Annotated in this window: 23 protein-coding genes; 12 read left to right on the top strand and 11 right to left on the bottom strand. The window is 65.9% G+C overall.

What is annotated here, in order from left to right; all coding sequences use genetic code 11:
• Position 1: 1 nt before the first annotated feature.
• From AN936_RS19070 to AN936_RS19035, 8 genes are all read right to left on the bottom strand, one after another.
• Complete coding sequence (locus AN936_RS19070) at positions 2-949, bottom strand: aldo/keto reductase family protein (protein WP_054589467.1); 948 nt, start codon at positions 947-949, stop codon at positions 2-4.
• 11 nt (positions 950-960) lie between these two features.
• Positions 961-1,767, bottom strand: coding sequence for an SDR family NAD(P)-dependent oxidoreductase (locus AN936_RS19065; protein WP_054589466.1), 807 nt, complete (start codon positions 1,765-1,767; stop codon positions 961-963).
• On the bottom strand, positions 1,764-2,525 hold the full coding sequence (locus tag AN936_RS19060; protein ID WP_054589465.1) for an SDR family oxidoreductase: 762 nt from the start codon (positions 2,523-2,525) through the stop codon (positions 1,764-1,766). Before AN936_RS19060 ends, AN936_RS19065 begins: the two co-directional genes overlap by 4 nt.
• Entirely contained in the window at positions 2,522-3,589 is a 1,068-nt protein-coding gene (locus AN936_RS19055; protein WP_054589464.1) for a phosphotransferase family protein, read from the bottom strand. Before AN936_RS19055 ends, AN936_RS19060 begins: the two co-directional genes overlap by 4 nt.
• Positions 3,586-4,677, bottom strand: coding sequence for a Zn-dependent alcohol dehydrogenase (locus tag AN936_RS19050; RefSeq protein WP_054589463.1), 1,092 nt, complete (start codon positions 4,675-4,677; stop codon positions 3,586-3,588). Before AN936_RS19050 ends, AN936_RS19055 begins: the two co-directional genes overlap by 4 nt.
• Before the next feature lie 172 nt (positions 4,678-4,849).
• Positions 4,850-6,139 carry an acyl-CoA dehydrogenase family protein gene (locus tag AN936_RS19045; RefSeq protein ID WP_054589462.1) on the bottom strand — a complete coding sequence of 430 codons (1,290 nt, stop codon included), beginning with the start codon at positions 6,137-6,139 and terminating at the stop codon, positions 4,850-4,852.
• 111 nt (positions 6,140-6,250) lie between these two features.
• Positions 6,251-7,711, bottom strand: coding sequence for an MFS transporter (locus AN936_RS19040; protein ID WP_054589461.1), 1,461 nt, complete (start codon positions 7,709-7,711; stop codon positions 6,251-6,253).
• Positions 7,708-8,565, bottom strand: a complete 858-nt coding sequence (locus AN936_RS19035) for an SDR family NAD(P)-dependent oxidoreductase (RefSeq protein WP_054589460.1) — start codon at positions 8,563-8,565, stop codon at positions 7,708-7,710. Before AN936_RS19035 ends, AN936_RS19040 begins: the two co-directional genes overlap by 4 nt.
• A gap of 172 nt (positions 8,566-8,737) precedes the next feature.
• On the opposite strand from AN936_RS19035, the gene AN936_RS19030 reads away from it, so the two are divergent.
• The 4 genes from AN936_RS19030 (at position 8,738) to AN936_RS19015 (ending at position 12,671) form a co-directional block, all read left to right on the top strand.
• Positions 8,738-9,919: an acyl-CoA dehydrogenase family protein gene (locus AN936_RS19030; protein ID WP_054589459.1), complete on the top strand. Its 1,182-nt coding sequence runs from the start codon at positions 8,738-8,740 to the stop codon at positions 9,917-9,919.
• 3 nt (positions 9,920-9,922) lie between these two features.
• On the top strand, positions 9,923-11,041 hold the full coding sequence (locus AN936_RS19025; RefSeq protein WP_054589458.1) for an acyl-CoA dehydrogenase family protein: 1,119 nt from the start codon (positions 9,923-9,925) through the stop codon (positions 11,039-11,041).
• Positions 11,042-11,176: 135 nt separating this feature from the next.
• The gene (locus AN936_RS19020) at positions 11,177-11,980 is read left to right on the top strand and encodes an SDR family oxidoreductase (RefSeq protein ID WP_054589457.1); all 804 of its coding nucleotides are present in this window, start codon (positions 11,177-11,179) and stop codon (positions 11,978-11,980) included.
• A 175-nt stretch (positions 11,981-12,155) separates the two neighbouring features.
• Positions 12,156-12,671, top strand: a complete 516-nt coding sequence (locus AN936_RS19015) for a hypothetical protein (RefSeq protein WP_054589456.1) — start codon at positions 12,156-12,158, stop codon at positions 12,669-12,671.
• Between the two features lie 117 nt (positions 12,672-12,788).
• On the opposite strand, the gene ppc is transcribed toward AN936_RS19015, so the two are convergent.
• Positions 12,789-15,467: a phosphoenolpyruvate carboxylase gene (ppc, locus tag AN936_RS19010; RefSeq protein ID WP_054589455.1), complete on the bottom strand. Its 2,679-nt coding sequence runs from the start codon at positions 15,465-15,467 to the stop codon at positions 12,789-12,791.
• A 64-nt stretch (positions 15,468-15,531) separates the two neighbouring features.
• Between ppc and AN936_RS19005 the strand changes: the two genes are divergently transcribed.
• Complete coding sequence (locus AN936_RS19005; protein ID WP_149037726.1) at positions 15,532-16,140, top strand: hypothetical protein; 609 nt, start codon at positions 15,532-15,534, stop codon at positions 16,138-16,140.
• On the opposite strand, the gene AN936_RS19000 is transcribed toward AN936_RS19005, so the two are convergent.
• Positions 16,137-16,553 carry a YbaY family lipoprotein gene (locus AN936_RS19000; RefSeq protein ID WP_054589453.1) on the bottom strand — a complete coding sequence of 139 codons (417 nt, stop codon included), beginning with the start codon at positions 16,551-16,553 and terminating at the stop codon, positions 16,137-16,139. The two genes, AN936_RS19005 and AN936_RS19000, sit on opposite strands and share 4 nt — an antisense overlap.
• Positions 16,554-16,822: 269 nt before the next feature.
• Positions 16,823-17,389 carry an HNH endonuclease gene (locus tag AN936_RS18995; protein ID WP_054589452.1) on the bottom strand — a complete coding sequence of 189 codons (567 nt, stop codon included), beginning with the start codon at positions 17,387-17,389 and terminating at the stop codon, positions 16,823-16,825.
• A 169-nt stretch (positions 17,390-17,558) separates the two neighbouring features.
• On the opposite strand from AN936_RS18995, the gene gluQRS reads away from it, so the two are divergent.
• The 7 genes from gluQRS to AN936_RS18960 all read left to right on the top strand — a co-directional run bounded on the left by gluQRS (position 17,559) and on the right by AN936_RS18960 (position 23,353).
• Positions 17,559-18,422, top strand: coding sequence for a tRNA glutamyl-Q(34) synthetase GluQRS (gene gluQRS, locus AN936_RS18990; RefSeq protein ID WP_054589451.1), 864 nt, complete (start codon positions 17,559-17,561; stop codon positions 18,420-18,422).
• 9 nt (positions 18,423-18,431) lie between these two features.
• Positions 18,432-18,656 (top strand): HIG1 domain-containing protein, encoded by a 225-nt coding sequence (locus AN936_RS18985; protein WP_054589450.1) that lies wholly within the window; start codon positions 18,432-18,434, stop codon positions 18,654-18,656.
• A gap of 26 nt (positions 18,657-18,682) precedes the next feature.
• The gene (locus tag AN936_RS18980) at positions 18,683-19,264 is read left to right on the top strand and encodes a cob(I)yrinic acid a,c-diamide adenosyltransferase (RefSeq protein WP_054589449.1); all 582 of its coding nucleotides are present in this window, start codon (positions 18,683-18,685) and stop codon (positions 19,262-19,264) included.
• A 205-nt stretch (positions 19,265-19,469) separates the two neighbouring features.
• The gene (gene egtB, locus AN936_RS18975) at positions 19,470-20,777 is read left to right on the top strand and encodes an ergothioneine biosynthesis protein EgtB (RefSeq protein WP_054589448.1); all 1,308 of its coding nucleotides are present in this window, start codon (positions 19,470-19,472) and stop codon (positions 20,775-20,777) included.
• 1 nt (position 20,778) lies between these two features.
• Positions 20,779-21,765: an L-histidine N(alpha)-methyltransferase gene (egtD, locus tag AN936_RS18970; RefSeq protein ID WP_054589447.1), complete on the top strand. Its 987-nt coding sequence runs from the start codon at positions 20,779-20,781 to the stop codon at positions 21,763-21,765.
• Between the two features lie 80 nt (positions 21,766-21,845).
• A complete protein-coding gene (locus tag AN936_RS18965) occupies positions 21,846-22,712 on the top strand; it encodes a 3-hydroxyacyl-CoA dehydrogenase NAD-binding domain-containing protein (protein WP_054589446.1) in 867 nt (288 codons plus the stop codon).
• 152 nt (positions 22,713-22,864) lie between these two features.
• Positions 22,865-23,353, top strand: coding sequence for a hypothetical protein (locus AN936_RS18960; RefSeq protein ID WP_054589445.1), 489 nt, complete (start codon positions 22,865-22,867; stop codon positions 23,351-23,353).
• Position 23,354: the final 1 nt, after the last annotated feature.

Genomic DNA, 23,354 nt, shown 5'->3' with positions numbered 1-23,354 from the left:
CTCACGAAACGCGAACTCCTTCGAGGATGGCGGCAGCCTCGGCGAGCAAGGCGGGGTCGATATCGAGGTCTGCCGCGGCGGCAGTCTCGCGGAGCTGCTCGGGGCGACTTGCGCCGACGATTGCGCTGGTGATGCCCGGCTGCGCGAGGACCCAGCCGATCGCGAGCTGCGCCACGCTGCAGCCCGTCTTGTCGGCGACCGGCCGCAGCCGTTGCACGGCTTCGAGCACCGGGTCGGTCATATAGAGCTTCATGAACGCCGCATCGTCGCCTGCCGCGCGGGTGCCGGCGGGCGGCGTTGCACCCGGCGCATATTTGCCGCTGAGCACGCCCATCGCGAGCGGCGACCATACGATATGGCCGATGCCGTTCGCCATGCTGACCGGGATCACCTTCGCCTCCGCGCGGCGATAGATCAGGCTGTATTGCGGCTGGCTCGACACGAATTTGACGTGCGGCGGCGCGAGCGCCAACGCCGCCTCGATCTGTTCGGGCGACCATTCGGAAAAGCCGATCGCGCGCGCCTTGCCGCTGCGCACGACGTCGGACAGCGCCGCCATCGTCTCTTCGAGCGGCGTTTCGGGGTCGTAGCGATGGCATTGATAGAGATCGACATAATCGGTCTGGAGCCGCGTCAGGCTGGCGTCGATCTGCTTTTCGATCTGCGCCCGGCTCAGTCCCCTGTCGCTGTCCGACATCGGGAAAAACAGCTTGGTCGCGAGTACATAGCTATCGCGCGGCCGCGCCTTCAGCACATCGCCGAGAAAGCTTTCGGCAGCGCCGCGGCCATAGACGTTCGACGTGTCGATGAAATTGATCCCGGCATCGAAGGCCGCATCGACGCAGGCGCGCCCGGCGCTGTCGTCGACCCCGACTCCGTAGGTGAGCCAGCTACCGAGGCAGATCGCCGAAACCTCGATGCCGCTGTCGCCAAGCTGCCGGTATTGCATATCGTGTCTCCTCAGTGCGAGGTCTGGCCGAGCAACTGACGCGTTACCGGATGCGAACTGGTGAGGCCACCGTCGACCGCGATCGCCTGTCCGTTGACATAGCTCGCTTGGTCGCTCGCCAGGAACAGCGCGACATTAGCGAGCTCCTCGGGCTGCGCCGCGCGCTTCAGCGGATTGAGCTGGCCGAGCTTGTGCGTGACCTCCTTGGCCTTTGCATAGTCGAAGGTCGGTTTGGTCATCCCGGTTTCGGTCAGCCCGGGGCAGACGGCGTTGACGCGCACGCCGCTCGTCGAAAGCTGCTGTGCCGCGACCTTGGCGAGGTTGATGACACCCGCTTTCGATGCCGAGTAAGCGCCCGGCCCGGCGCCCGAATTGATCCCGGCAACGCTCGCGGTCAGCACGATCGCCCCGCCGCGGCCCTGATCGACCATCGCCTTGCCGGCATGCTTCACCATCAGCGCGGGGCCGATCAGATTGACGCGCAGCGTCTCGGCCCAGGCATCGGGGTCGAAATCGAAGATGCCGCCCATGTCGCCGATGATCCCGGCATTGGCGAACGCTACGTCGAGCGCGCCATAGCTTTCCTGCGCCGCCGCGACGAGGCTGGCGACATCGGCCTCGACGCCGGCGTCGATCTCCAGCGCGACGACCTCGCCGCCGGCGTCCTTCACCAGCTTTGCGGTGTCGTGCACCGCCGCCGTCTTGTCGCCGATGACGAGCTTCGCGCCCTCGGCGGCGAAACGCAGCGCGCTCGCGCGGCCGATTCCCGACCCCGCACCGGTGATGATCGCAACCTTGCCGTCCAATGCTCCGCTCATACCACCACACCTCCATCGACCACGACCGTCTGCCCGGTCATGAAACTTGCCGCACCCGACCCCAGGAATACCGCCGCGCCCGCAATCTCGCGCGGCTCGCCGATGCGGCCGAGGCACGCGTTCGAGGTCGAGGCTTTCAGATTTTCGGGATTTTCCCACAGCGCCTTGGCAAAATCGGTTTTGACGAGGCCCGGCGCGATCGCATTGATACGGATGTTGGAGGGGCCGAACTCGCGCGCCAGATTCTTGACCATCTGGATGTCGGCGGCCTTGGTGATCGCATAAGTCCCGATGATCGGCGTCCCGCGCAGCCCGCCGATCGACGAGACGAGGATGATCGATCCCGAAGCGCGCGCGCGCATGTCGGGGACGACCATCGTGATCAGCCAATGCTGCGCGACAATATTATGGTCGAGCGTCTTGCGCAGTGCCTCGTCGCTGATCGTCTCCATCGGCCCGTAATGCGGGTTCGACGCCGCGTTGCAGACGAGGATGTCGATCGGGCCGAACGCCGCGCGCCCGGCATCGACCATCGCCTGCAAGGATTCCTTCGACGACAGGCTCGACGATACCGCGATCGCGTGGCCGGGATGCCGGGCGTTGATCGCCGCCGCGACCTCTTCGCACGGCTCGATATTGCGGCTGGTGATCACCACCCTTGCGCCATGATCGGCATATTCCTCGGCAATCGCGCGGCCGATGCCGCGCGACGAGCCGGTGACGATCGCGACCTTGCCGCTAAGGTCGAACAGGCTCATGCGCCGGCCTTCTTGGCAAAATCCCACGCCTTTTCGGCGAGCGGGCGGACGCGTTCGGACATGTCCCTTGCGTGCTGCGACGAGGCGGTGCCCTCGATCACCCGCTTCTTGATCCCCTGGATGATCCCGGCGAGGCGGAAGAAGTTGTACGCGAAATACCAGTTCATGTCGGGCACGCCGTCGCGGCCGGTGGCGGCGCAATAGCGTTCGACGACCTCGTCGAGTTCGGGAATGCCGAGCGCCTTGCGATCGAGGTCCATGACGCCCGACCGCCCGCCATTCTCGGTCACCCACGCCATCGCGACATAGGTGAAATCGGCCAGCGGATCGCCAAGCGTCGACAGCTCCCAGTCGAGCACGGCGAGAACCTCGGGCCGGTCATGCGCGAAGATCATATTGTCGATGCGATAGTCGCCGTGGACGACGCTGGTGCGCGTCTGTTCGGGCAGCGTCGCGGGCAGCCATTCGATCAGCCGCTCCATCTCGTCCATCGTCTCCGTTTCGGAAAGCCGGTACTGTTTGGTCCAGCGGTCGACCTGGCGCCCGAAATAATTCCCGGGCTTGCCGAAATCCGACAGCCCGGCCGCCTCGATATCGACGCTGTGCAGCGCGGCGAGCGTGTCGATCATCGCATCATAGGTGGCGCGGCGGTTTTCGGGGGTCGATCCCGGCATCGCGCCGTCCCAGATCGTCCGGCCGTCGACCATGCCCATCACATAAAACCAGCTCCCGACGACATCGTCGTCGGTGCACAGGCCATATTGGCGCGCGACGGGGAAGCCCGCCTTATAAAGGCCCGCCTGCACCTTATACTCGCGGTCGACCGCATGCGCCGACGGCAGCAGCGGACCGAAGGGCTTGCGGCGGAGCACATAGTTGCCCGACGGCGCGCTGATCTTGTAGGTCGGGTTCGACTGGCCGCCGGCGAATTTGCCCTGCGTCAGCGGGCCTTCGAACCCCTCGACATGCGCCGCCATCCACGCGGTCAGCTTCGCCTCGTCGAGGACATCGGCGCCCTCGGGCGCGACGGTGCCGCTGAAGGCCTTTTGCGCGTCGAGCGTCATTGGTCGAACACGATCACCGACCGCGCGGCATCGCCTTTCTTCATCTTGTCGAACCCTTCGTTGATCTTCTCGAGCGGGATCGTCTCGGCGACGATGCTGTCGAGGTCGAGCAGCCCGCGCAGGTAGAAATCGACGAGGCGCGGGATATCGACGGGGAAGCGGTTGCCGCCCATGATCGCGCCCTGCAATTTCTTGCCGCTGAGCAGGTCCATCGCGCCGAGCCCGACCTTTTCAGTGAGCGGCATCATGCCGAGGATCGTCGCGGTGCCGCCGCGGCGCAGCGAGGCTACGGCAAGGCTCGCCGAAGCCGGCCGGCCGACCGCCTCGATCGCATGGTCGACACCGCCCTTCGAGATTTCGAGAATCTGCTTCGCGGCATCGTCGGCGAGCGCATCGACCACGTCGGTCGCGCCGAGTTTCTTCGCGAGTTCGCGTTTTTCGGATACCGGGTCGGCAGCGATGATCCGCCCCGCGCCGGCGATCTTCGCGGCGTTGATCGTCGCCAGCCCGACGCCGCCGCAACCGACGACCGCAACCGTCTCGCCCGGTGTCACCTTGCACGCGTTAAAGATCGTCCCCGCGCCCGTCGTCACCGCGCAGCCGATTACCGCCGCGCGGTCGAGCGGCATGTCGGGATCGATCGCGACGCAGGCATGTTCGTGGACCAGCATCGTCTCGGAAAAGGCGCTGAGGTTGAGCATCTGGTTGACCGGCGAACCGTCGGGGCGCGTGATGCGCGGCGCCGACCCCGCCGGCCGCCGCGTGTCGCCGCCCATGCACAGCGACATCCGTCCCGATACGCAGAATTCGCAATGGCCGCAGAAGGCCGAAAGGCAGGTGACGACCGCGTCGCCGACCTTCACCGTGCGCACTTCGCTGCCGACCGCTTCGACGATCCCCGCCGCTTCATGGCCGGGAATGGCCGGAAGTGGGTGCGGATAGGCGCCGTCGATGAAGTGCAGGTCCGAATGGCAGAGCCCGCACGCGGCGGTGCGGATGCGCACCTCGTGCGGGCCGCAATCGGCGACCACCACATCTTCGATGACGAGCGGCTTGCCGGGTTCGATCAGGATCGCGGCCTTGGTCATGTGGAACTGCAACCTTTCCCATTTTTGCGGGGCAAAACCCGCTTATCCAATTCCGTCATTGCGAGCGGAGCGAAGCAATCTCCAGCCTGGATCATGGCGCAAGGCCGATGGCTGGAGATTGCTTCGTCGCTTCGCTCCTCGCAATGACGATATTCGGCTTAGGTCGATGCGTTTAACGCGTCGCGCCGATGTCGCCCGACGAGAAGCCCGGGTCGCTCGCTTCGCTGTGCTTGGCGAATTCGATGCGGGCGATGGCGCGTTCGTGCACTTCGTCGGGTCCGTCGGCAAGCCGCAGGGTGCGCTGGTGCGCATAGACCTGTGCAAGGCCGAAGTCCTCGGAGACGCCGGCGCCGCCATGCGCCTGGATCGCATCGTCGATGATCTTCAGCGCCATGTTCGGCGCCTGCACCTTGATCATCGCGATTTCGGCCGCGGCGGACTTGTTGCCGACCTTGTCCATCATGTCGGCCGCCTTCAGGCAGAGGAGGCGCGTCATCTCGATGTCGATGCGCGCGCGGGCGAGGCGATGTTCCCAGATGCTGTATTCGGCGACCTTGCGGCCGAAGGCGACGCGCGACTGCAGCCGCTTCGCCATCTTGGCGATCGCTTCCTCCGCCACCCCGATGGTGCGCATGCAATGGTGGATGCGTCCCGGCCCGAGGCGCCCCTGCGCGATCTCGAAGCCGCGGCCTTCGCCGAGCAGCATCGCTTCCTCGGCGTTGACGCGGACGTCCTTCAGTTCGATTTCCATATGGCCGTGCGGCGCGTCGTCATAACCGAAGACGGGCAGGTGGCGCAGGATGTTCACGCCCGGCGCGTTCAACGGCATCAGCACCATCGACTGCTGCGCATGGCGCTTGGCGGCGAAATCGGTCTTGCCCATCACGATCGCGACTTCGCAGCGCGGATCGCCGGCGCCTGACGACCACCATTTGGTGCCGTTGATGACATAGTCGTCGCCGTCGCGCTCGATGCGCGTCTCGATGTTCGTCGCGTCGGACGAGGCGACGCGCGGCTCGGTCATCAGAAAGGCTGAGCGGATTTCGCCGTTCATCAGCCGGCCGAGATATTTTTCCTTCTGCGCGCGCGTGCCGTAGCGGTGGAACACCTCCATATTGCCGGTGTCGGGCGCCGAGCAGTTGAACACCTCGCTCGCGAAACCGACGCGGCCCATTTCCTCGGCGCACAGCGCATATTCGAGGTTGGAAAGGCCGGGCCCTTCGAACTCGAACGTCTCGTCGACATGATGGTGCGCGCCGCTGCGCGGCGGCATGAACAGGTTCCAGATGCCGGCTTCCTTCGCTTCGGCCTTCAGATCCTCGACGATCTGGATTACCTTCCAGCGGTCGCCCGCGGCGTCCTGCTGCTTGTAGGTCGGCACCGCGGGGCGGACCTTGCGCTCGATGAAATCGCGAACCCGGTCGCGCCAATAGACCTGCCGGTCGGTGAGATCGAAGTCCATCTTCGCTTCCTTTCCCTTTACGTTCACGTAAACCTTTGGACCGATTCGCGGGCCTTGCCAAGTCCTGCGGGCCGAAAATTACCCCATTTGGTCGGCCTGCGACATTTTCCGTTACGGGTGCGCCCCCGTCGCGTCGGGCTCGGCGCGCGCTGCATCGTCGAGCAGCGCCAGCCGTGCTTCGTGGTCAGCGCGCGAGATCGGGAATTTGCGCATCACGAGCAGCCCCAGCGTGCCGATGACGAGGATCGCGAGTGCATAACCCGCCGCCAGATTGCCGAGCACCGCGTCGCCGACTTCGCCCGGCTTTGCATTGGCCGGAAAGGCGGCGAAGGACAGGATCAGCCCGGCGGCGAAGATGCCGATGCCGGTCGCGCATTTCTGCATGAAGAAAAATCCCGCGAAGAACAGCCCCTCCGACCGGCGGCCGGTTTCGCTCTGCGAGGCTTCGACGACGTCGGCCATCATCGAGGAGGAGAGGATCATCAGGATGATCGAGAAGGTGTTCGAGACAAAGACCAGCGCGAACATCGCCGCGACGCTCGGCTTGCCGGGCAGGCCGGGGAAAAACCCCTGGATCCACGCGAAATAGATACCGCTGTTGACGAGCAGCGCGATCGCTCCGGCGACGATCGCGCCGTCGCGCTTGCCGAGCCGGGCGGACAGCGGCGCGACGAGGACGAAGGCCGCGATCATCGTCCCGAACAGCAGGAAGACATAGGCGATCATTTCGCCCTGCGTGAACCGCCAGAAGAAGCTCAGCAGGTAGTTGTTCATCGAGAAGGTGATGCCCTGGTTGACGTATCCGAACAGCGCCGCGAACACGAGCCACAGGAAGGCACGGTTCGACAGCGTGTCGCGCATGTCGCGGACGATATGGGCAAGGCTCGCGGCGGGCTTGACGTCGGCGAGGTTCGACACCGCGATCCTCCGGTGCTGCCCCGCGGCCGACACCAGCACCGCCCCCGACATCATCAGCGCTCCGGCGAGCGCATAGGGGAAATAGCCGTCGGGATCGACGAGCCCCTTGGCGCCGCCGAAAAACACGCCATAGGCGAGGAGCAGGATGACGAGGCCGCCGCCCCAGCCGAACAGGAAACGAAAGCGCATGACGGCGGTGCGCTCGTCGTAGTCGGCGGTGAGTTCGGGGACGATCGCGACCGACGGCACCTCGCACATCGAGACGAGCGAGCGGACGACGATCGCCAGCCCGATCAGCCAGGCGACGGTCATCGCGTCGCTCATTTCGGGCGGGCTCCACAGCAGCATCCACGCGATCGCGAGCGGGATCGGCGCGCCGTAAAGCCAGGGCAGGCGGCGGCCCCAGCGGCTGCGCGTGCGGTCGGTGAGTTCGCCGATCACAGGGTCGACAAAGGCATCGGCGATCAGCGCGATCATGATCGCGGCGCCGACGATGCCGGCGTCGAGGCCGATCACCTGATTGTAGAAGAGCAGCAGGAAGGTCGAAAAGCCGTTGTCCTTGACGCCGTAGGCGATACTGCCGAGCCCGTGCGTCGCCTTCAGCCAGAGGGGCAGGCGTTTGGGTGCAGGCACCGCCGTGGCGGCGGCGCTCACGCGGCGGCTCCGGCCTTTGCCGCTTCCTCCATCGCCAGCAGGGCGTCGAACATGCCCGGCGTTTCCTTGTCCCACGCGTGCCGCTGGCCGATCGTCAGCCCGCCGTCGACGAGCAGATGGGTGCCCGTCATGAAGCTCGACTCCTCGCTCGCCAGATAGGCGACGGCGTTCGCGATGTCCTCGGGCTGGCCGCCGCGCGCGACGGGCTGCGCGTTTGCGCTCATCCCGGCGATCACTGCATTGGCCTGCGTCTTGAGTTCGCCGGGCACGTCGAGCGAGGCGGTGAAGATATTGGTGTTGATGAAGCCGGGGCAGATCGCGTTCACGCGGATGCCATATTGCGCCAGATCGGTCGCCGCGACCTTGCTGAGGTGGAGTACGCCCGCCTTCGCGACAGCATAGGCGATCGGCGAATAGCCGGCGCCGAGCGCCGCGACGCTCGCAGTGTTGACGATGCTCGCGCCCTTGCGGCCCTTCATGTGCGGCGCCGCGTAACGGACGCCCATCGCAACCGATTTAAGGACAAGGTCCATCGTCCGGTCCCAGCCTTCGGGCGTAATCTCGTCGATCGGCGCGCGGTCGCCGCCCGCGGCGGCATTGTTGAAAACGATGTCCATGCCGCCCGTCTTTTCGGCGGCGGCGTTCATCAGCGCCTCGATGTCGGCGGGGACGGTGACGTCGCAGCGGACGAAATCGATCTTGCCATTCGACGCGGCGGCAAGCGCCTTGCCGCCCGCTTCGTCGATGTCGGCGGCGAAGACATGCGCGCCTTCGCCCGCCAGTTTCAGCACCGTGGCTTTGCCGATGCCCGACGCCGCGCCGGTGACGACGGCGACCTTGCCTGCGAATCGCATATCCTCTGCTCCCGTTTTCTTTTGCCACTCAGCTTAGGCGCCCGAAAAGCGGCGTCAACGGCGGTCGAACGGACGCTACGGCGCCGTAGCGGCAGGTCGGCCCGCCCAAGTTGACGCTTGCGTAAAGTGGCGAACCGGACGTAGATTTGCGGGAGAGAAGAGGAGCCTTGAGATGAGCGATCTGGACGCCTTCCGCGCCGAAGTGCGCGCGTGGCTGGAAGCCAATTGTCCCCCGGAAATGCGCGAACCGGTGCGCGAGGAAGGCGACGTCTGCTGGGGCGGCCGCAACTGGGAATTCAAGAATGAAGCCCAGAAGCAGTGGCTCGAAGCCTGTGTCGCCAAGGGCTATACCGTCCCCGACTGGCCCAAGCCTTATGGCGGCGCCGGCCTCTCGCCCGAAGAGACCAAGATCCTCAAGCAGGAAATGAAGCGGATCAATGCGCGCTCGCCGCTCGACAGCTTCGGCATCTGGATGCTCGGCCCCGCGCTGCTGCAATTCGGCACCGAGGAACAGAAGGTCCATTATCTGAACCCGATCGCGCGCGGCGAAATCCGCTGGTGCCAGGGCTATTCGGAACCCGGCTCGGGCAGCGACCTCGTCTCGCTGCAGACCTTTGGTGAAGACAAGGGCGATCACTGGGTCGTCAACGGATCGAAGATCTGGACCAGCTACGCCGACAAGGCCGACTGGATCTTCTGCCTCGTCCGCACCGACAAGGCGAACAAATATCAGGGCATCACCTTCATGCTCTTCGACATGGCGAGCAAGGGCGTCACCACCAAGCCGATCCTGCTGATCAGCGGCAATTCGCCCTTCTGCGAAACCTTCTTCGACGATGTCGAGGTGCCGAAGAGGCAGTATGTCGGCGAGATCAACCGCGGCTGGGACGTCGCCAAATATCTGCTCGGCCACGAACGCGAGATGATCTCGGGCGGCGGCGCCGGCGGCGACATGGTCAGCATCGGCACGCTCTTCGCCAGGTCGCTCGGCAAGAACGACCATGGCGAACTCGACGATCCGATCCTGCGCGCCGAAATGGCGGCGTTCGACGTCGACGTCTTCGCCTATCGCGCGATGGGCGAGCGTTTCATGGATATGTGGAAAACCGGCCGCGCGCACCCGGCCAGCTCGAACATGATGAAATATGTCGGGACCGAGCTCAACAAGCGCCGTCATGAGCTGGTGATGTCGGGCGGCGGCAGCGAGGCGCTCGAATGGGACAGCGAAGAGACCAAGGGCGGCGCGCGCGCGCGCGGATGGCTCAGGACCAAGGCCAATTCGATCGAAGGCGGGACGAGCGAAGTCATGCTCAACGTCATCGCCAAGCGTATCCTCGACCTGCCCGGAGCCTGACCCATGCCGCTTTATCACAATGACGACCAGGCGATGCTCAAGGACAGCGTCGCCCCCTTCGTGGCCGAACAGGCGCCGGTGTCGCACCTGCGCAGCCTGCGCGACAGCGCCGACGCCACCGGCTTCTCGCGCGACCTCTGGGCGCAGTTCACCGAAATGGGCCTGCCCGGGATCCTCGTTCCCGAGGCGCACGGCGGGCTCGGCATGGGGCATATGGAAGCGGGCATCGTGCTCGAGGAAATCGGCCGCAACCTGACCCCGTCACCCTTCCTGTCGACCGGCGTCGGCGCCGTCGCTGCGCTCGCGAAAGCGGGCGGCGCGCAGGCGGGCCGCTGGCTCCCTGCGATCGCATCGGGTGAGGCGATCGTCGCGCTCGCGATCGACGAGGGTGCCAAGCACCGCCCCGACCGCATCGCGACGACAGCAACGCGCGCGGGCAATGGCTTCCGTCTCGACGGCAAGAAGAGCTTCGTGCTCCATGGCCATGTCGCTGACATGAGCATCGTCGCGGCGAAGACCGATGGTGGCATCACGCTCTTTGCGGTGCCGAAGGACGCAAAGGGTCTCACGGCCGATCCGCGCCGCCTCGTCGATTCCTCGCTTGCGAGCCATGTTACGCTGGGCGGCGTCGAGGTCGATGCCGACGCGGTGATCGGCGAGGTCGATGCCGGCGGCGAGATCCTCGATGCGCTGCTTGCCGCCACCCGCACCGGCGCCGCCGCCGAAATGGTCGGCGTCGGGCAGGGCGCGATGGACATGACGGTGAACTACCTCAAGGAACGCAAGCAGTTTGGCAAGCTGATCGGCGAGTTTCAGGGGCTTCAGCATCGCGCCGCGCATCTCTATGGCGAAATGGAAGTCGCGCGCGCCACGGTGATGAAGGCGCAGCAGCTGCTCGACGAGGGCAGCGAGGGCGCAAAGCTGATGGTCTCGGTCGCCAAGGCCAAGGCCGGCCGCGCCGCCAACCTCGCGGTGCGCGAAGGCGTGCAGATGCACGGCGGCATCGGTATGACCGACGAATATGACATCGGCCTCTATATGAAACGCGACCGCGCGCTCGCCGAATTTATGGGCGATGTGCATTATCACATCGACCAGGTCGCGCGGATGAACGGGTACTAATCCCACCCCTCCCGCTTGCGGGAGGGGCAGCGAGACTTGCGAGCTTGCTCGCTAGTCGTAGCGGGGAGGGCATTGCGCCCGACATGCCCCACCCCAACCCTCCCCTGAAGGGGAGGGAGTCGAAAGGACAAAGCCATGAACCTCAATGAAATGTTCGGCCTCGACGGCCGCATCGCGCTCGTCACCGGCGGCTCGCGCGGCATCGGCAAGATGATCGTCGAGGGCTATCTCGCCGCGGGGGCCGCGCGCGTCTATATCTCGGCGCGCAAGACGGCGCAGATCGAGGAAGCCGTCGCCGATTTCGAGACGCGCTATCCGGGCAAGGTCATCGGTCTGCCGGTCGACCTCTCGACCGTCGAGGGCTGCCGCGCGCTCGCCAAGGAACTCGAAGCGCGCGAAGAACGCCTCGACATCCTCGTCAACAACGCCGGTGCCGCGTGGGGCGAGCCTTTCGAGGGCTTCCCCGAGGCGGGCTGGGACAAGGTGATGGACATCAACGTCAAATCGCCCTTCTTCCTGACGCAGGCGCTGCACGCCCTCCTGAAGGCGGGCGGCTCGCACGACCGCCCGGCGAAGGTGATCAACATCGGCTCGATCGACGGCATGCGTTTGAACCCGTGGGAAACCTACAGCTATCATGCGTCGAAGGCGGCGATCCTCTACCTCACCAAGCGGATGGCGGCGCGGCTGGTCACCGATCATATCCTCGTCACTGCGATCGCGCCCGGCGCCTTTCAGTCGGACATGAACAAGGCGGCGCGCGATCATGGCGATGCGGTGGCGCAGAGCATCCCGACCAAGCGCATCGGCGTGCCCGAGGATATGGCGGGCGCGGCGATCTTTCTCGCATCGAAGGCGGGCGACTATGTCGTCGGCGACACGATCACCGTCGACGGCGGACTGGTGCACGGTGACCTGAAGACGAGCATCGACGCCTGACCTCTCCGTTATCGTCACTCTCGAACGAGGCACGTGGCTCGTTCGACTCGATCCGGGGCCCATGACTAGGGCCGTTGAATGGATCCTGGATCAAGTCCGGCATGACGATAGTGGATAAGTTGACTCGCCCAACTCCAAGGTGTATTATTTAACTAATGCACCAAGGAGATGTGCCATGCGTTTCGCGTTCCTCATTCCGCCGCTAATGCTCCTCGCCGCCTGCGGGCAGGGCGAGGACAAGAAGGACGCCCCGGAGATCAGGATCAACGCCGGCGGTGCCGACGGCGGGGTGCAGATCACCGCGGGCGAAGGCGGCGGCAAGCTCAAGATCGGCGGCGAAGGGGTCGATATCGACATGAAGATCCCCGATTTCGTCAATCTCGACGTCTCGGGCGATTTCGATATCGACGGGGTGAAACTCTATCCCGGCAGCCATGTCACGACGGTCAATGTCGATGCGAACGATACCAGCGGCGCGGGCAAGGCGACGGTCCAGCTCGGCTTCACCGCCCCCGCGGCCCCGGCGAAGGCGGCCGACTGGATGGCGGGCGAGTTCGCGAAGCAGGGCGTCAAGATCACCCGCTCGGGCGACGCGCTCGCGGGGACCGACAAGGACGGCGACGACTTCACGATCAACTTCGCGCCCGACGGGGCGAATACGAAGGGCGAAGTGCGGATCGTTTCGAAATAGGGCTTCGCTGCACGCCGACCCGAAAACCCGTTCGCATCGAGCGAAGTCGAGATGCCCCTCGGCCTTGCGCTGTCCTGACGGGTGTCTCGACTTCGCTCGACACGAGCTGAGATAGCTCTATCCGCTATTCCGAAGCGCCGTCGCGATCGCGTTGATCGTGAGCTGGATGCCCTCGCCGATCCGTTCGTCGGTTTCGCCGGCGCGGTGGCGCTTCATCAGCTCGATCTGGAGCAGGTTGAGCGGCTCGATATAGGGCAGGCGAAGGCGGATCGACGCTTCGAGCGCCGGATTTTTTTCGAGCAACCGCGTCTGGCCGGTGATCGCCAGCAGCCCGTCGTGGGCGCGGTTCCAGCCATCACGGATACGCCCGAAGATCTCGGCATGTCCGTCGACGCCGCTTGCCAGCTCGGCATAGCGCGCCGCGATCCCCATGTCCGATTTCGCGAGCACCATCTCCATATTGCCGAGCAGCGCCGCGAAGAAGGGCCAGCCCTGCGCCATATCGGCAAGCAGCGCCTTGTCGGCGAACGCCGCAAAGGCCTCGCCGGTGCCGTACCAGCCGGGCAGCATCGCGCGCGACTGTGCCCAGCTGAACACCCACGGGATGGCGCGCAGATCCTCGATCGCGTTGCTCTTGGTGCGGCTCGACGGCCGCGATCCGATCTTCAGCGTCGCGATCTCGGCGATCGGCGTCATCGCGCGGAAGAAGTCCTTGAACGCCGGCGTGTCATAGACGAGCCCGCGATAGGCGGCGAAGGCGCTGTCCGACAGCGCATCCATCGCGGCGGTAAAGCGTGCGGTATCGGCGTCGCTCGCCGCTTCGGGCTCGAGGCTCGCGAGCAGGCTCGCCGAGACCATCGCCTCGAGGTTCGTCGCCGCGCTGTCGGCGGTGCCATATTTGGCAGCGATCACCTCGCCCTGTTCGGTGATGCGGATGCGCCCCTGCACCGTGCCCGCCGGCTGCGCGCGGATCGCGGCGAAGGCGCTGCCGCCGCCGCGCCCGACCGCGCCGCCGCGGCCGTGGAACAATTGCATCGCGGTGTCGGCCTCCTCGAACACCGGGGTCAGCGCCTGCGACGCCTGATGCAGCCCCCAGGTCGAGGTCAGATAGCCGCCGTCCTTGTTCGAATCCGAATAGCCGATCATCACTTCCTGATGCCCGCGCACCCCGATCTGCGGGCCGATTTCGGGCATCGCGAAATAGCGCGCCATGATCGCCGGCGCGCGATCGAGGTCGGCGATCGTTTCGAACAAAGGCACGACCATCAGATTGGCCTTGCCCGCCGCGGCGCCGCTCCGCCACAGCCCCGCCTCGCGCGCGAGCAGATGGACTTCGAGTAGGTCGGACAATTCCTGCGACATCGAAATGATCCACTGGCAGATCGCATCCTGCCCCAGCCGCTCGCGGATATCGGCGGCGGCGTGGACGATCGCCAGTTCGCCCGCGGTCTCGTCGCTCCATTTGTGCCATGGCGCGGCGAGCGGGCGGTCGCTCTGCAGCTCGGCAGTGAGCAGCGCGATGCGCTCCTCCTCGCCCAGCGCCGTGTAATCGGCGCAGACGCCCGCGACCGCCAGCAGCTCGGCGAGCACGCGTTCGTGCACCGCGCTGTTCTGCCGCATGTCGAGCGTCGCGAGGTGAAAGCCGAACACCTCGACCGCGCGGATCAGCCGCCCGAGCGCGCCGATGCCGATGAGCTGGCCCTCGCCGCTCGCTGCCAGCCCGTCGGCGAGGGTGACGAGATCGCGGCGGAAATCGCCCGGCGCGGCATAGGCTTCGCCCTTCAGCGCCGACGGGCGCGGCGGTGCCTTGCCGGCGATCGCCGCGTAAGTGGCGCAAACGCGCGCATAGATGCCCGAGAGCGCGCGGCGATAGGGTTCGTCGCGGCGGCTCGGGGCGTCGTCGCCGCTCGCTTCGGCGAGCGCGCTGACGGCGCCCGGCACCGGCGCGAGGCTCGCCGACACCGACAGCTCGGCGCCGAGCGCATGCACCGCATCGGCATAATGGCCGAGCACCGCCGCGGCGTTGCGCGCCGTCGCCTGTTGCAGCGTGTCGGCGGTGACGAAGGGATTGCCGTCGCGGTCGCCGCCGATCCAGCTCCCGACGCGCAGGAAGGGCGCCGGGCGCTGGCCGAGTTCGGCCTCCCAGCGCGCATAGAGTTTGGGCACCACCGGCAGGAAGACGTCGCGCAAATAGGTCAGCGCATTGTCGATCTCGTCGGCGACGAAGAGTTTCTCGGTGCGCAGCGGCCGCGTTTGCCAGAGGAGAACGATCTGCCGCCGGATCGCTTCCTCGACGACGTCGCCCTGCGGCGTCTCCTCGGCGCCCGCGTCGCGCAGCAGCATCAGCTCGGCGATGCGGTTCTTGTGGTCGAGCATCGACTTGCGGCGCACCTCGGTCGGGTGGGCGGTGAGGACGGGGGCGATCAGCGAGGCGCCGAGCAGTGCATGGACGGCATCGCCGTCGATCCTGTCGGCCTTGAGCTTCGCGAGCGCCGCCGCGACCGTCGCTTCGGGCTCGGCGGCGACCCCCTGCCGGTCCTCGGCAAGGTTCGCGAGCATCGAGAAGAGCATGAAGCCGCGCACAAAGGCGATGGTGTCGTCGAGGCTCAGCGCGTCGAGCCCCGGATCGATCGCCTCGGCCCCCGCGATGCCGCGGTGCCGGTCGACGCTCGACGAGCGGATATATTCGGTCTGGCGGAACAATTTGTCGCCGCCATAGGCGCGGATGACATCGCCGAGGATCCGCCCGAGATAGCGGATGTCGGGATTTTGCGAGATCTGGATAGGCGGGCCCATGGGCGCAGCTTGCTGCACTGCAACAGGCGCCGGGTCAAGCGGCGCATAGCTATGCCTTTGTTGCGTGTCTGATAAAGCTATTGAAATGGCTTGGGCCGAGGGAAACGATATGAAGCAAAGAAATGCCATGGTCGCTGTCTGGACCGCGTTGTTCATCGCTATCGGCGCGACCCTTTCGCTTGCCATGCCGGACAGCAAGTCTCCGTTGAAGGGGGACCCTTTTGTCCTGTCCAAAAACGAACTGAAGCCAGGGGAGCGTCGACCGGTTGTCGTCAGCCCCGAAGCCGTTGAGGTGAGGTTGTTTGTCGATGGGCTCCCGTTCCGTGAGTCGTCACATGTTCAGGCGCTCATGAACGATACCGAAGGGCTGCGGCTTTCTAGGGCCCAGCGCGAAATTCTAGACCGCTCGCTCACTCGTCATCGCCTGTCGCCATCCGAGAGCGATGCGACACCTGCTTGTTACGATCCGCACCACTTCTTTCGTTATTTCGACGCGAAGGGAGAACGGATTGGCGAACTGGAGGTCTGTTATTGCTGTCGCCAAGTCCGTCTTTATGCCCCGGACCAGAAGTTGAACGAAGGAGAAATCTGGGAGTTCGACTTTGAGGGAGCAGCTAAGCTTCTGAAGGCCATGAATGTGCCGACGGACATCAATTGCCCGGGACGCGGCTAGCGCACCATCACCAGATTAAGCGTCCCCATCGCGACTTCGGACACGCCTTCGAAATCGACGCTGTTGCGGGTGTCGGTGATGAACATCAGCTTGCCGTCGTCGCCGGTGATCCGCGCCGACACGGCATAGCTGTGCCGCGGGTCGATCTGGCGGCGGTCGAAGCGGAGCAGGAAGTCGATCGGCACCTGCCGCCCGTCGGCGCCGAACGCCTGCCGCGCGATCGTCCGCGACGGCGCGTCGGCAAGGCTGACATCGTCGAGCCGCACCTCGATCTGCGCCGTCGGCGGCAGCGCGATGCGCTCGCGATAAGCGATGCTGCCGCTGACCGTGAATTGCTGGTTCTCGGCCTCGCCGGTCGTGGCGCACGCCGAAAGCGCGAGCGCGGAAAGCCCGAGGGCGAGCATGCGAACCATCTTCTTTCTCCTTCGAGCGGTCTCTTCACGGGAGGCAGGCGATTGTATCGCGCGTCGCGGCGAGATGGAAGGCCGCTGGCGGTTGAAAACGGGCATAAGCAAGGTGTACCCCGGCGAAAGCCGGGGCCCAGAGCGCCATTGCGCAACCTTGGCCTTCTAACGCCGTGGCCCCCGGCTTTCGCCGGGGTGCACCAAAGAGCGAACGGCAGCTCTCCACTCCAAAGCCGTCGCCGACTTGACCTGCAAGAACGCCCCCCCAACGCAGCTCGTCAGCCCTCCAGCTCGACATCCCAATAGAGCCAGTCGATCCAGCTCGTGTGCAGATAATTGGGCGGGAAGGCGCGGCCATTGTCCTGCAACTGCCAGCTCGTCGGGCGCCAGGGCTGGCGATAGAGCGGCATATGCGCCTGTTTGGGGGTGCGCCCGCCCTTCTTGAGGTTGCACGGCGCGCAGGCGGTGGTGACATTTTCCCAGGTCGTGCGCCCGCCCAGCCGGCGCGGTACGACATGATCGAAGGTCAAATCCTTGCCCGACCCGCAATATTGGCACGCGAAACGGTCGCGCAGGAACAGGTTGAAGCGCGTGAACGCCGGATGCTCCGACGGCTTCACATATTGGCGCAGCGCAATGACACTCGGGATCGCCATCGTCCGCGTCGGCGAATGGATCTCGCGCTCGTAATTTTCGACGATGGTGACGCGGTCGAGGAACACCGCCTTCACCGCGGTCTGCCAAGGCCAGAGGCTCAGGGGATAGTAGCTGAGCGGCGTATAATCGGCGTTGAGGACGAGCGCCGGACAGCTATCGGGATGCCGGGCAAGATCGGGATGGAACATGGCTTGGTAACGCTGCCCCCTATGTTCGCGGGATGGCGCGCCACTGCCGTTCCTGCATGACACCATCATTACATGCCGCATCAGATTCTGACGTCAAGGGGGCTTGTGCCCGCAAGATATGGATCGATTGCCTTTGACTCGGCACAGCATATGGATTCATGACGCGGCGATGCTGACCCGCTTCGCCCCCAGCCCGACCGGCGATCTCCACCTCGGTCACGCCTATAGCGCGGCGCTTGCGCACGCCGCCGCGCGCGCCGGCAGCGGGCAATTCCGCATTCGCATCGACGACATCGACGGCAGCCGCTCGCGCGAGGATTATGTTGCCGCGTCGCTCGCCGATCTCGCCTGGCTCGGGATCGATCACGACGGCGAAGCGGTGCGCCAGTCCGAACGGCTCGGCACTTATGCCGCGGCGCTGGACGACCTCGGCAGCCGCGGTCTTGTCTATCCCTGTTTCTGTACGCGCGCCGACATCGCCGCGAGCCTCGCCGCGCCGCACGGGTCGCCGAACGGCTCGGCGGGTGCGATCTACCCCGGCACCTGCCGCCACCTCGACGCGGCGACGCGCGACCGCCGGATGGCGACGGATGCGCATTGCTGGCGCCTCGACATGGCGGCTGCCGCCGCGCTGGCGGGCGACCTCGACTGGGAGGAAGCGGGACAAGGCAGGCGCACCGTCGACAGCCAAACGCACGGCGATATCGTCCTCGCGCGCAAGGATGCGCCGGCGAGCTATCATCTCGCGAGCACGCTCGACGACGCCGCCATGGGGGTGACGCACGTCATCCGCGGCGCCGACCTCATCGCCTCGACCGACGTCCACCGGCTGCTGCAGGCGCTGCTCGGCTTGCCGACGCCGGTCTATCGCCATCACGCACTCGTCTGCGGCCCCGACGGGCGGCGCCTCGCCAAGCGCGACGCGGCCGCGTCGCTCGCGGCGCTTCGCGATGCGGGCATCGATGGCCGGGCGCTTGCCGCCGATTTGCGCGGCGGGCGGCTTCCCACTGGTTATTCGCTGCAAATGCCCTAAATAGGGGGCATGGAACTTCTGCTTGTCCTTGGCGTCGTGGTCGCCGCCGGCTTCGTCCTTTTCTCGCTCGCGCGCGGGCTCTTCTATTTCTCGCAGGGCCATCGCGCCCAGATCGACGGCACGGTGCGCGAGAATCAGGTGATGCAGAACAAGATGATGATGGCGCGCGTGAAGTGGCAGGCGATCACCATCGTGCTGCTCATCCTGATCGGTGCTTTCGCCGCGGGCAGCTAGGGCTTCGCCGCCGCCAGGCAGATAAGATGGTCAAGCTCAACAAGATCTACACGCGCACCGGCGACGACGGCACGACGGGCCTCGTCGACGGCTCGCGCATCGCGAAGTCGGCGCCGCTGATGGCGGCGATCGGCGATGTCGACGAAGCGAACAGTTGGGTCGGCATTGCCGCCGCCGCGCTTGACCCGGCAAGTGACGAAGCCGCGATGCTGTCGCGCATCCAGAACGAGCTGTTCGACCTCGGCGCCGACCTTGCGACCCCGCCCGACATTCAGTTCGGTTTCGGCCCGCACGAGATGGCACTGCGCGTCGTGCCCAGCCAGATCGCCCGGCTTGAGGACGAAATCGATGGCATGAACGACGGTCTCGACGCGCTCAAAAGCTTCATCCTGCCCGGCGGGACCGAGGCGGCGGCGCGGCTCCACCTCGCGCGCGCGGTCGCGCGCCGCGCCGAACGCGCCGCGGTGGCCGCGAACGGAGAGCGCGACCTCAACCCGCTCGCGCTCACCTATCTCAATCGCCTGTCGGACCATCTCTTCGTCCTGACCCGCCACCTCAATGCCGCGGCGGGCGGAGACATCCTCTGGAAACCCGGCGCAACGCGCTGATCCTGAACTTCGTCACCCCGGACTTGATCCGGGGTCCACCGAGACGCCGAAGGAATGGATGCCGGATCAAGCCTGTCCTGAGCGTTGCCGAAGGTTCGGCACGACGAGGCATAGATGTTCCCTTAATGTTCTAGACAATCGGGCCCGGCGCCATCATATTCCTCCCCTTGCGAAACCGAATCGCGCCTCGGGGGATTGTCTCGATATGGCCAGCCAGAACGACGCTTTACCCCTGACCGCCGGCACCGACGCGATGCTGGCGCTGAGCGGCCGCTTCGCCGCGACGCGGCGCCTGTCGCTCGATCTGGTCGCCGCGCTGTCCGACGCCGACGCCAGCGCGCAGTCGATGCCCGACGCTTCGCCCGCCAAATGGCATCTTGCGCACACGACATGGTTTTTCGAAACCTTCGTGCTGCGCGATCACCTCCCCGGCTATCGCCTGTTCGATGCGCGTTATCCCTATCTCTTCAACAGCTATTACGAGGCCGAAGGACCGCGCCACGCCCGCCCGCAACGCGGCTTGCTGACCCGTCCGTCGCTCGACGAAATTTGCGTCTGGCGCGCGCATGTCGACGCAGCGGTGCAAAGCGCGCTACCCGCGTTGCCGCTGGCCGCGCACGCGCTCGTCACCCTCGGCATCCAGCACGAACAGCAGCATCAGGAATTGCTGCTCACCGACATCAAGCATCTTTTCGCACAGAACCCGCTCGGCCCCGCGATATGGCCTACAGACGATGCAATCGCGCGTGAAGTTGCGCAGATTTCCGCGGCTTCGGCCGATGCCGGCCCGATGCGCTGGATCAAGGGCGCCGAGGGCGTCGTACAGATCGGCCATGCGGGTGAAGATTTTGCCTTCGACTGTGAACTTCCGCAGTTTTCCGCCCTTCTCACCCCGCACGCGCTCGCGAGCCGGGCGGTGAGCAATGGCGAATGGCAGCAATTCATCGGCGACGGCGGCTATCACACCCCGTCGCTATGGCTCAGCGATGGCTGGGCGTGGGTGCAGGACGAGGATATCGACGCGCCCGCCTATTGGGACGGTGGGCGTCAGTTCACCCTCTCGGGGTGGCGGGACATCGATCCCGCCGCGCCGGTGACCCATATCAGCTTTTACGAGGCCGACGCGTTTGCGACATGGGCGGGCGCGCGGCTGCCGACCGAGATCGAGTGGGAGGCCGCGGCGGCGACGTTCGATCCGGCGTCGGGGCAGCAACTCGATCGCGCGGGGCCGATCCAGCCGGCAGGCGATACGAGTGACGCCGACACCGATCTGCAACAGATGTTCGGCAGCGTATGGGAATGGACCGGCAGCGCCTATCGCCCCTATCCCGGCTTTCGCGCCGCGCCCGGCGCGGTCGGCGAATATAATGGCAAGTTCATGAGCGGCCAGTTCGTGCTGCGCGGCGGCAGCTGCGCGACGCCGCGCGGCCATTGCCGCGCCTCCTATCGCAATTTCTTCTACCCCCACCAGCGCTGGCAGTTCACCGGCGTTCGCCTCGCGAAGGATCTTTGACATGGGCGTTGTGCGTCAACTTCGGCAGATTTCCGCCGATGATGCGGGGGTCGACGTCGCCTTCCGCGCCGACGTCCGGGCGGGCCTCGCGCAGCGGCAAAAGGCGATCCCGGCGCGCTGGTTCTACGACGCGACCGGCTCGGCGCTGTTCGAGGATATCACCGCGCTCCCCGAATATTATCCGACGCGCAGCGAAACCGACCTTCTCACCCGCCATGCCGCCGCGATGGCGGCGGCGATCGGGCCCGGCCGCGCGGTCGTCGAACTGGGGTCGGGCAGCTCGACCAAGACGCCGCTGCTGCTCGCCGCGATCGATCCCGCCGCTTATGTCCCGGTCGATATCTCAGGCGACTTCCTCCGCGACAGCGCGCTCGCACTCGCGGAGCGTTTTCCGGGCCTGCCGGTCTATCCGGTCGAGGCCGATTTCACCCAGCGCGTCGCGCTGCCGCGCGAGATCTGCCCGCTGCCCAAGCTCGGCTTCTTTCCCGGGTCGACGATCGGCAACATGGTCGCGCGCACCGCGATCGACCTGCTCCGCAACTGGCGCGAGGCGCTCGGCGATGAATCACTGCTGCTGATCGGCATCGACCGGATCAAGGATGTCGGCATATTGGAACGCGCCTATGACGATCCGGCCGGGGTGACCGCGGCGTTCAACCTCAACCTGCTCGAACGGATCAACCGCGAGCTCGGCGGCACCATCCCGGTCGAGAATTTCTCCCACCGCGCGATCTGGGACGATGTCCATGCGCGGATCGAAATGCACCTCGTCGCCGCCTGCGACATGGATTTCACCGTCGACGGCCAGCTTTATCATATGGCGAAGGGGGAGACGATCCACAGCGAGAACAGCCATAAATATGGTCCGCGCGACGCGAACCTGCTGCTTCGCGCCGGCGGCTGGACCCCGCTCGCGACATGGGACGACGCCGATCCCGCCTTCGCGCTGATCCTTGCAGCCGCGACCGAGTTTCGCTCGGCTCCCTGATACGCGCCCTTGACGCTGACCCTTGACGCTTCCGGCCGAAGCCGTAGGGGCACGGGCAGGATATAGCGAAAGGGCAGAATATGATCGTTGGCGTCATCGGGGCAGGGCAAATGGGCGCGGGCATCGCGCAGGTTTCGGCAGGCGCCGGGCACGACGTTCTGCTCTCCGACATCGACATGTCGCGCGCCGAAGCGGGCAAGGTGGGTATCGCCAAGGCACTCGGCCGTCTCGCCGCCAAGGAAAAGATGACGCAGGCCGATGCCGACGCGCTGCTCGGCCGGATTACCCCGGTCGCCGATCACAGCACCTTCGCCCCCGCCGACCTCGTGATCGAGGCAGCGACCGAGCGCGAGGAAGTCAAGCGCGCGATCTTCGCCAGCGTCGGTCCGCATCTGTCGGCTACCGCGATCCTCGCGACCAACACCAGCTCGATCCCGATCACCCGCCTCGCGCAGGCAGCGCACGACCCTGCGCGCTTCATCGGCGTCCATTTCTTCAATCCCGTCCCGGTGATGGGCCTGATCGAACTGATCCGCGGCCTCGCGACCAGCGACGCGACGCTCGCCGCCGTCGAGGCGTTCGGCCGCGGGCTCGGCAAGGAAATCGTCCACGCCAACGACGCGCCGGGCTTCATCGTCAACCGCGTGCTGATGCCGCTGATCAACGAGGCGGTGTTTGCCTTGGGCGAAGGCGTCGCGTCGATGCAGGACATCGATACGGGCTGCCGCCTCGGCCTCAACCATCCGATGGGGCCGATCACGCTGGCCGACTTCATCGGGCTCGACACCTGCCTCGAGATCATCCGCGTGCTCTACAGCGGCACCGGCGATCCGAAATTCCGTCCCGCGCCGCTGCTCGTCAAATATGTCGAGGCGGGCTGGGTCGGCAAGAAGGCCGGGCGCGGCTTCTATGACTGGACGGGGCCGGAGCCCGTGCCGACGCGGTGACGGAAAGCGGCCGCGCGCCGCCCGGCATTTATGGCTGGACGATCGCTGTGCCATTGCACAGTGTGGCAGCGGTCGGCGATGGAACGGAGCCGAAACGGCCGGCGGGCGTTTGTAAGACAAGGCGCCCTCCGGCGCCGCCAGGGGAGCCGATCATGCACCGCAAAATTGCCTTCACGCTTTCGCTATTTGCCCTGACCTCCGCCGCGCCGCTTTACGCGCAACAGGGGGCGCCCGAAGAAACGACGATCAAGAAAACCGCCGATTCGGTGACCGAACCCTTCGACGGCAAGGAAGTCCCCGAAAAGCTGTTGGCGATCCAGGACGATCCCTATTCGCTCGGCGGGCTCGGCAAATGCGCCGCGATCATCCGCGAGGTTACCGAACTCAACGAGGTGCTCGGCCCCGACGTCAACGAGCAGGTCGACAAGAGCCTCGGCAAGAAGCGCGAGGAAACCACCGGCCGCGTCGCGGGCAATGTGGCCGGCTCGATCATCCCGTTCGGCGGGCTGATCGGCGAGGTCACCGGCGCCAATGCCGAACGCCGCCGCTATGCCTTTGCGGTCTATGCCGGGACGGTGCGCCGCGGCTTCCTGAAAGGCATCGGCCTGCAACGCGGCTGCAAGGCGCCGGCGCGGCCCTGAC

This window comes from Sphingopyxis macrogoltabida, from assembly GCF_001307295.1.
Taxonomy (GTDB): Bacteria; Pseudomonadota; Alphaproteobacteria; order Sphingomonadales; family Sphingomonadaceae; genus Sphingopyxis; species Sphingopyxis macrogoltabida_B.
Note: the sequence above shows the minus strand (reverse complement) of the source record. Positions and strands in the feature narration are given on the sequence as shown.

Bases quoted from the DNA above. Each gene is read 5' to 3' on its own strand.
- AN936_RS19070 (WP_054589467.1), bottom strand. From the start codon at position 949: ATGCAATACCGGCAGCTTGGCGACAGCGGCATCGAGGTTTCGGCGATC.
- AN936_RS19065 (WP_054589466.1), bottom strand. From the start codon at position 1,767: ATGAGCGGAGCATTGGACGGCAAGGTTGCGATCATCACCGGTGCGGGG.
- AN936_RS19060 (WP_054589465.1), bottom strand. From the start codon at position 2,525: ATGAGCCTGTTCGACCTTAGCGGCAAGGTCGCGATCGTCACCGGCTCG.
- AN936_RS19055 (WP_054589464.1), bottom strand. From the start codon at position 3,589: ATGACGCTCGACGCGCAAAAGGCCTTCAGCGGCACCGTCGCGCCCGAG.
- AN936_RS19050 (WP_054589463.1), bottom strand. From the start codon at position 4,677: ATGACCAAGGCCGCGATCCTGATCGAACCCGGCAAGCCGCTCGTCATC.
- AN936_RS19045 (WP_054589462.1), bottom strand. From the start codon at position 6,139: ATGGACTTCGATCTCACCGACCGGCAGGTCTATTGGCGCGACCGGGTT.
- AN936_RS19035 (WP_054589460.1), bottom strand. From the start codon at position 8,565: ATGCGATTCGCAGGCAAGGTCGCCGTCGTCACCGGCGCGGCGTCGGGC.
- AN936_RS19030 (WP_054589459.1), top strand. From the start codon at position 8,738: ATGAGCGATCTGGACGCCTTCCGCGCCGAAGTGCGCGCGTGGCTGGAA.
- AN936_RS19025 (WP_054589458.1), top strand. From the start codon at position 9,923: ATGCCGCTTTATCACAATGACGACCAGGCGATGCTCAAGGACAGCGTC.
- AN936_RS19020 (WP_054589457.1), top strand. From the start codon at position 11,177: ATGAACCTCAATGAAATGTTCGGCCTCGACGGCCGCATCGCGCTCGTC.
- AN936_RS19015 (WP_054589456.1), top strand. From the start codon at position 12,156: ATGCGTTTCGCGTTCCTCATTCCGCCGCTAATGCTCCTCGCCGCCTGC.
- ppc (WP_054589455.1), bottom strand. From the start codon at position 15,467: ATGGGCCCGCCTATCCAGATCTCGCAAAATCCCGACATCCGCTATCTC.
- AN936_RS19000 (WP_054589453.1), bottom strand. From the start codon at position 16,553: ATGGTTCGCATGCTCGCCCTCGGGCTTTCCGCGCTCGCGCTTTCGGCG.
- AN936_RS18995 (WP_054589452.1), bottom strand. From the start codon at position 17,389: ATGTTCCATCCCGATCTTGCCCGGCATCCCGATAGCTGTCCGGCGCTC.
- gluQRS (WP_054589451.1), top strand. From the start codon at position 17,559: ATGCTGACCCGCTTCGCCCCCAGCCCGACCGGCGATCTCCACCTCGGT.
- AN936_RS18985 (WP_054589450.1), top strand. From the start codon at position 18,432: ATGGAACTTCTGCTTGTCCTTGGCGTCGTGGTCGCCGCCGGCTTCGTC.
- AN936_RS18980 (WP_054589449.1), top strand. From the start codon at position 18,683: ATGGTCAAGCTCAACAAGATCTACACGCGCACCGGCGACGACGGCACG.
- egtB (WP_054589448.1), top strand. From the start codon at position 19,470: ATGGCCAGCCAGAACGACGCTTTACCCCTGACCGCCGGCACCGACGCG.
- egtD (WP_054589447.1), top strand. From the start codon at position 20,779: ATGGGCGTTGTGCGTCAACTTCGGCAGATTTCCGCCGATGATGCGGGG.
- AN936_RS18965 (WP_054589446.1), top strand. From the start codon at position 21,846: ATGATCGTTGGCGTCATCGGGGCAGGGCAAATGGGCGCGGGCATCGCG.
- AN936_RS18960 (WP_054589445.1), top strand. From the start codon at position 22,865: ATGCACCGCAAAATTGCCTTCACGCTTTCGCTATTTGCCCTGACCTCC.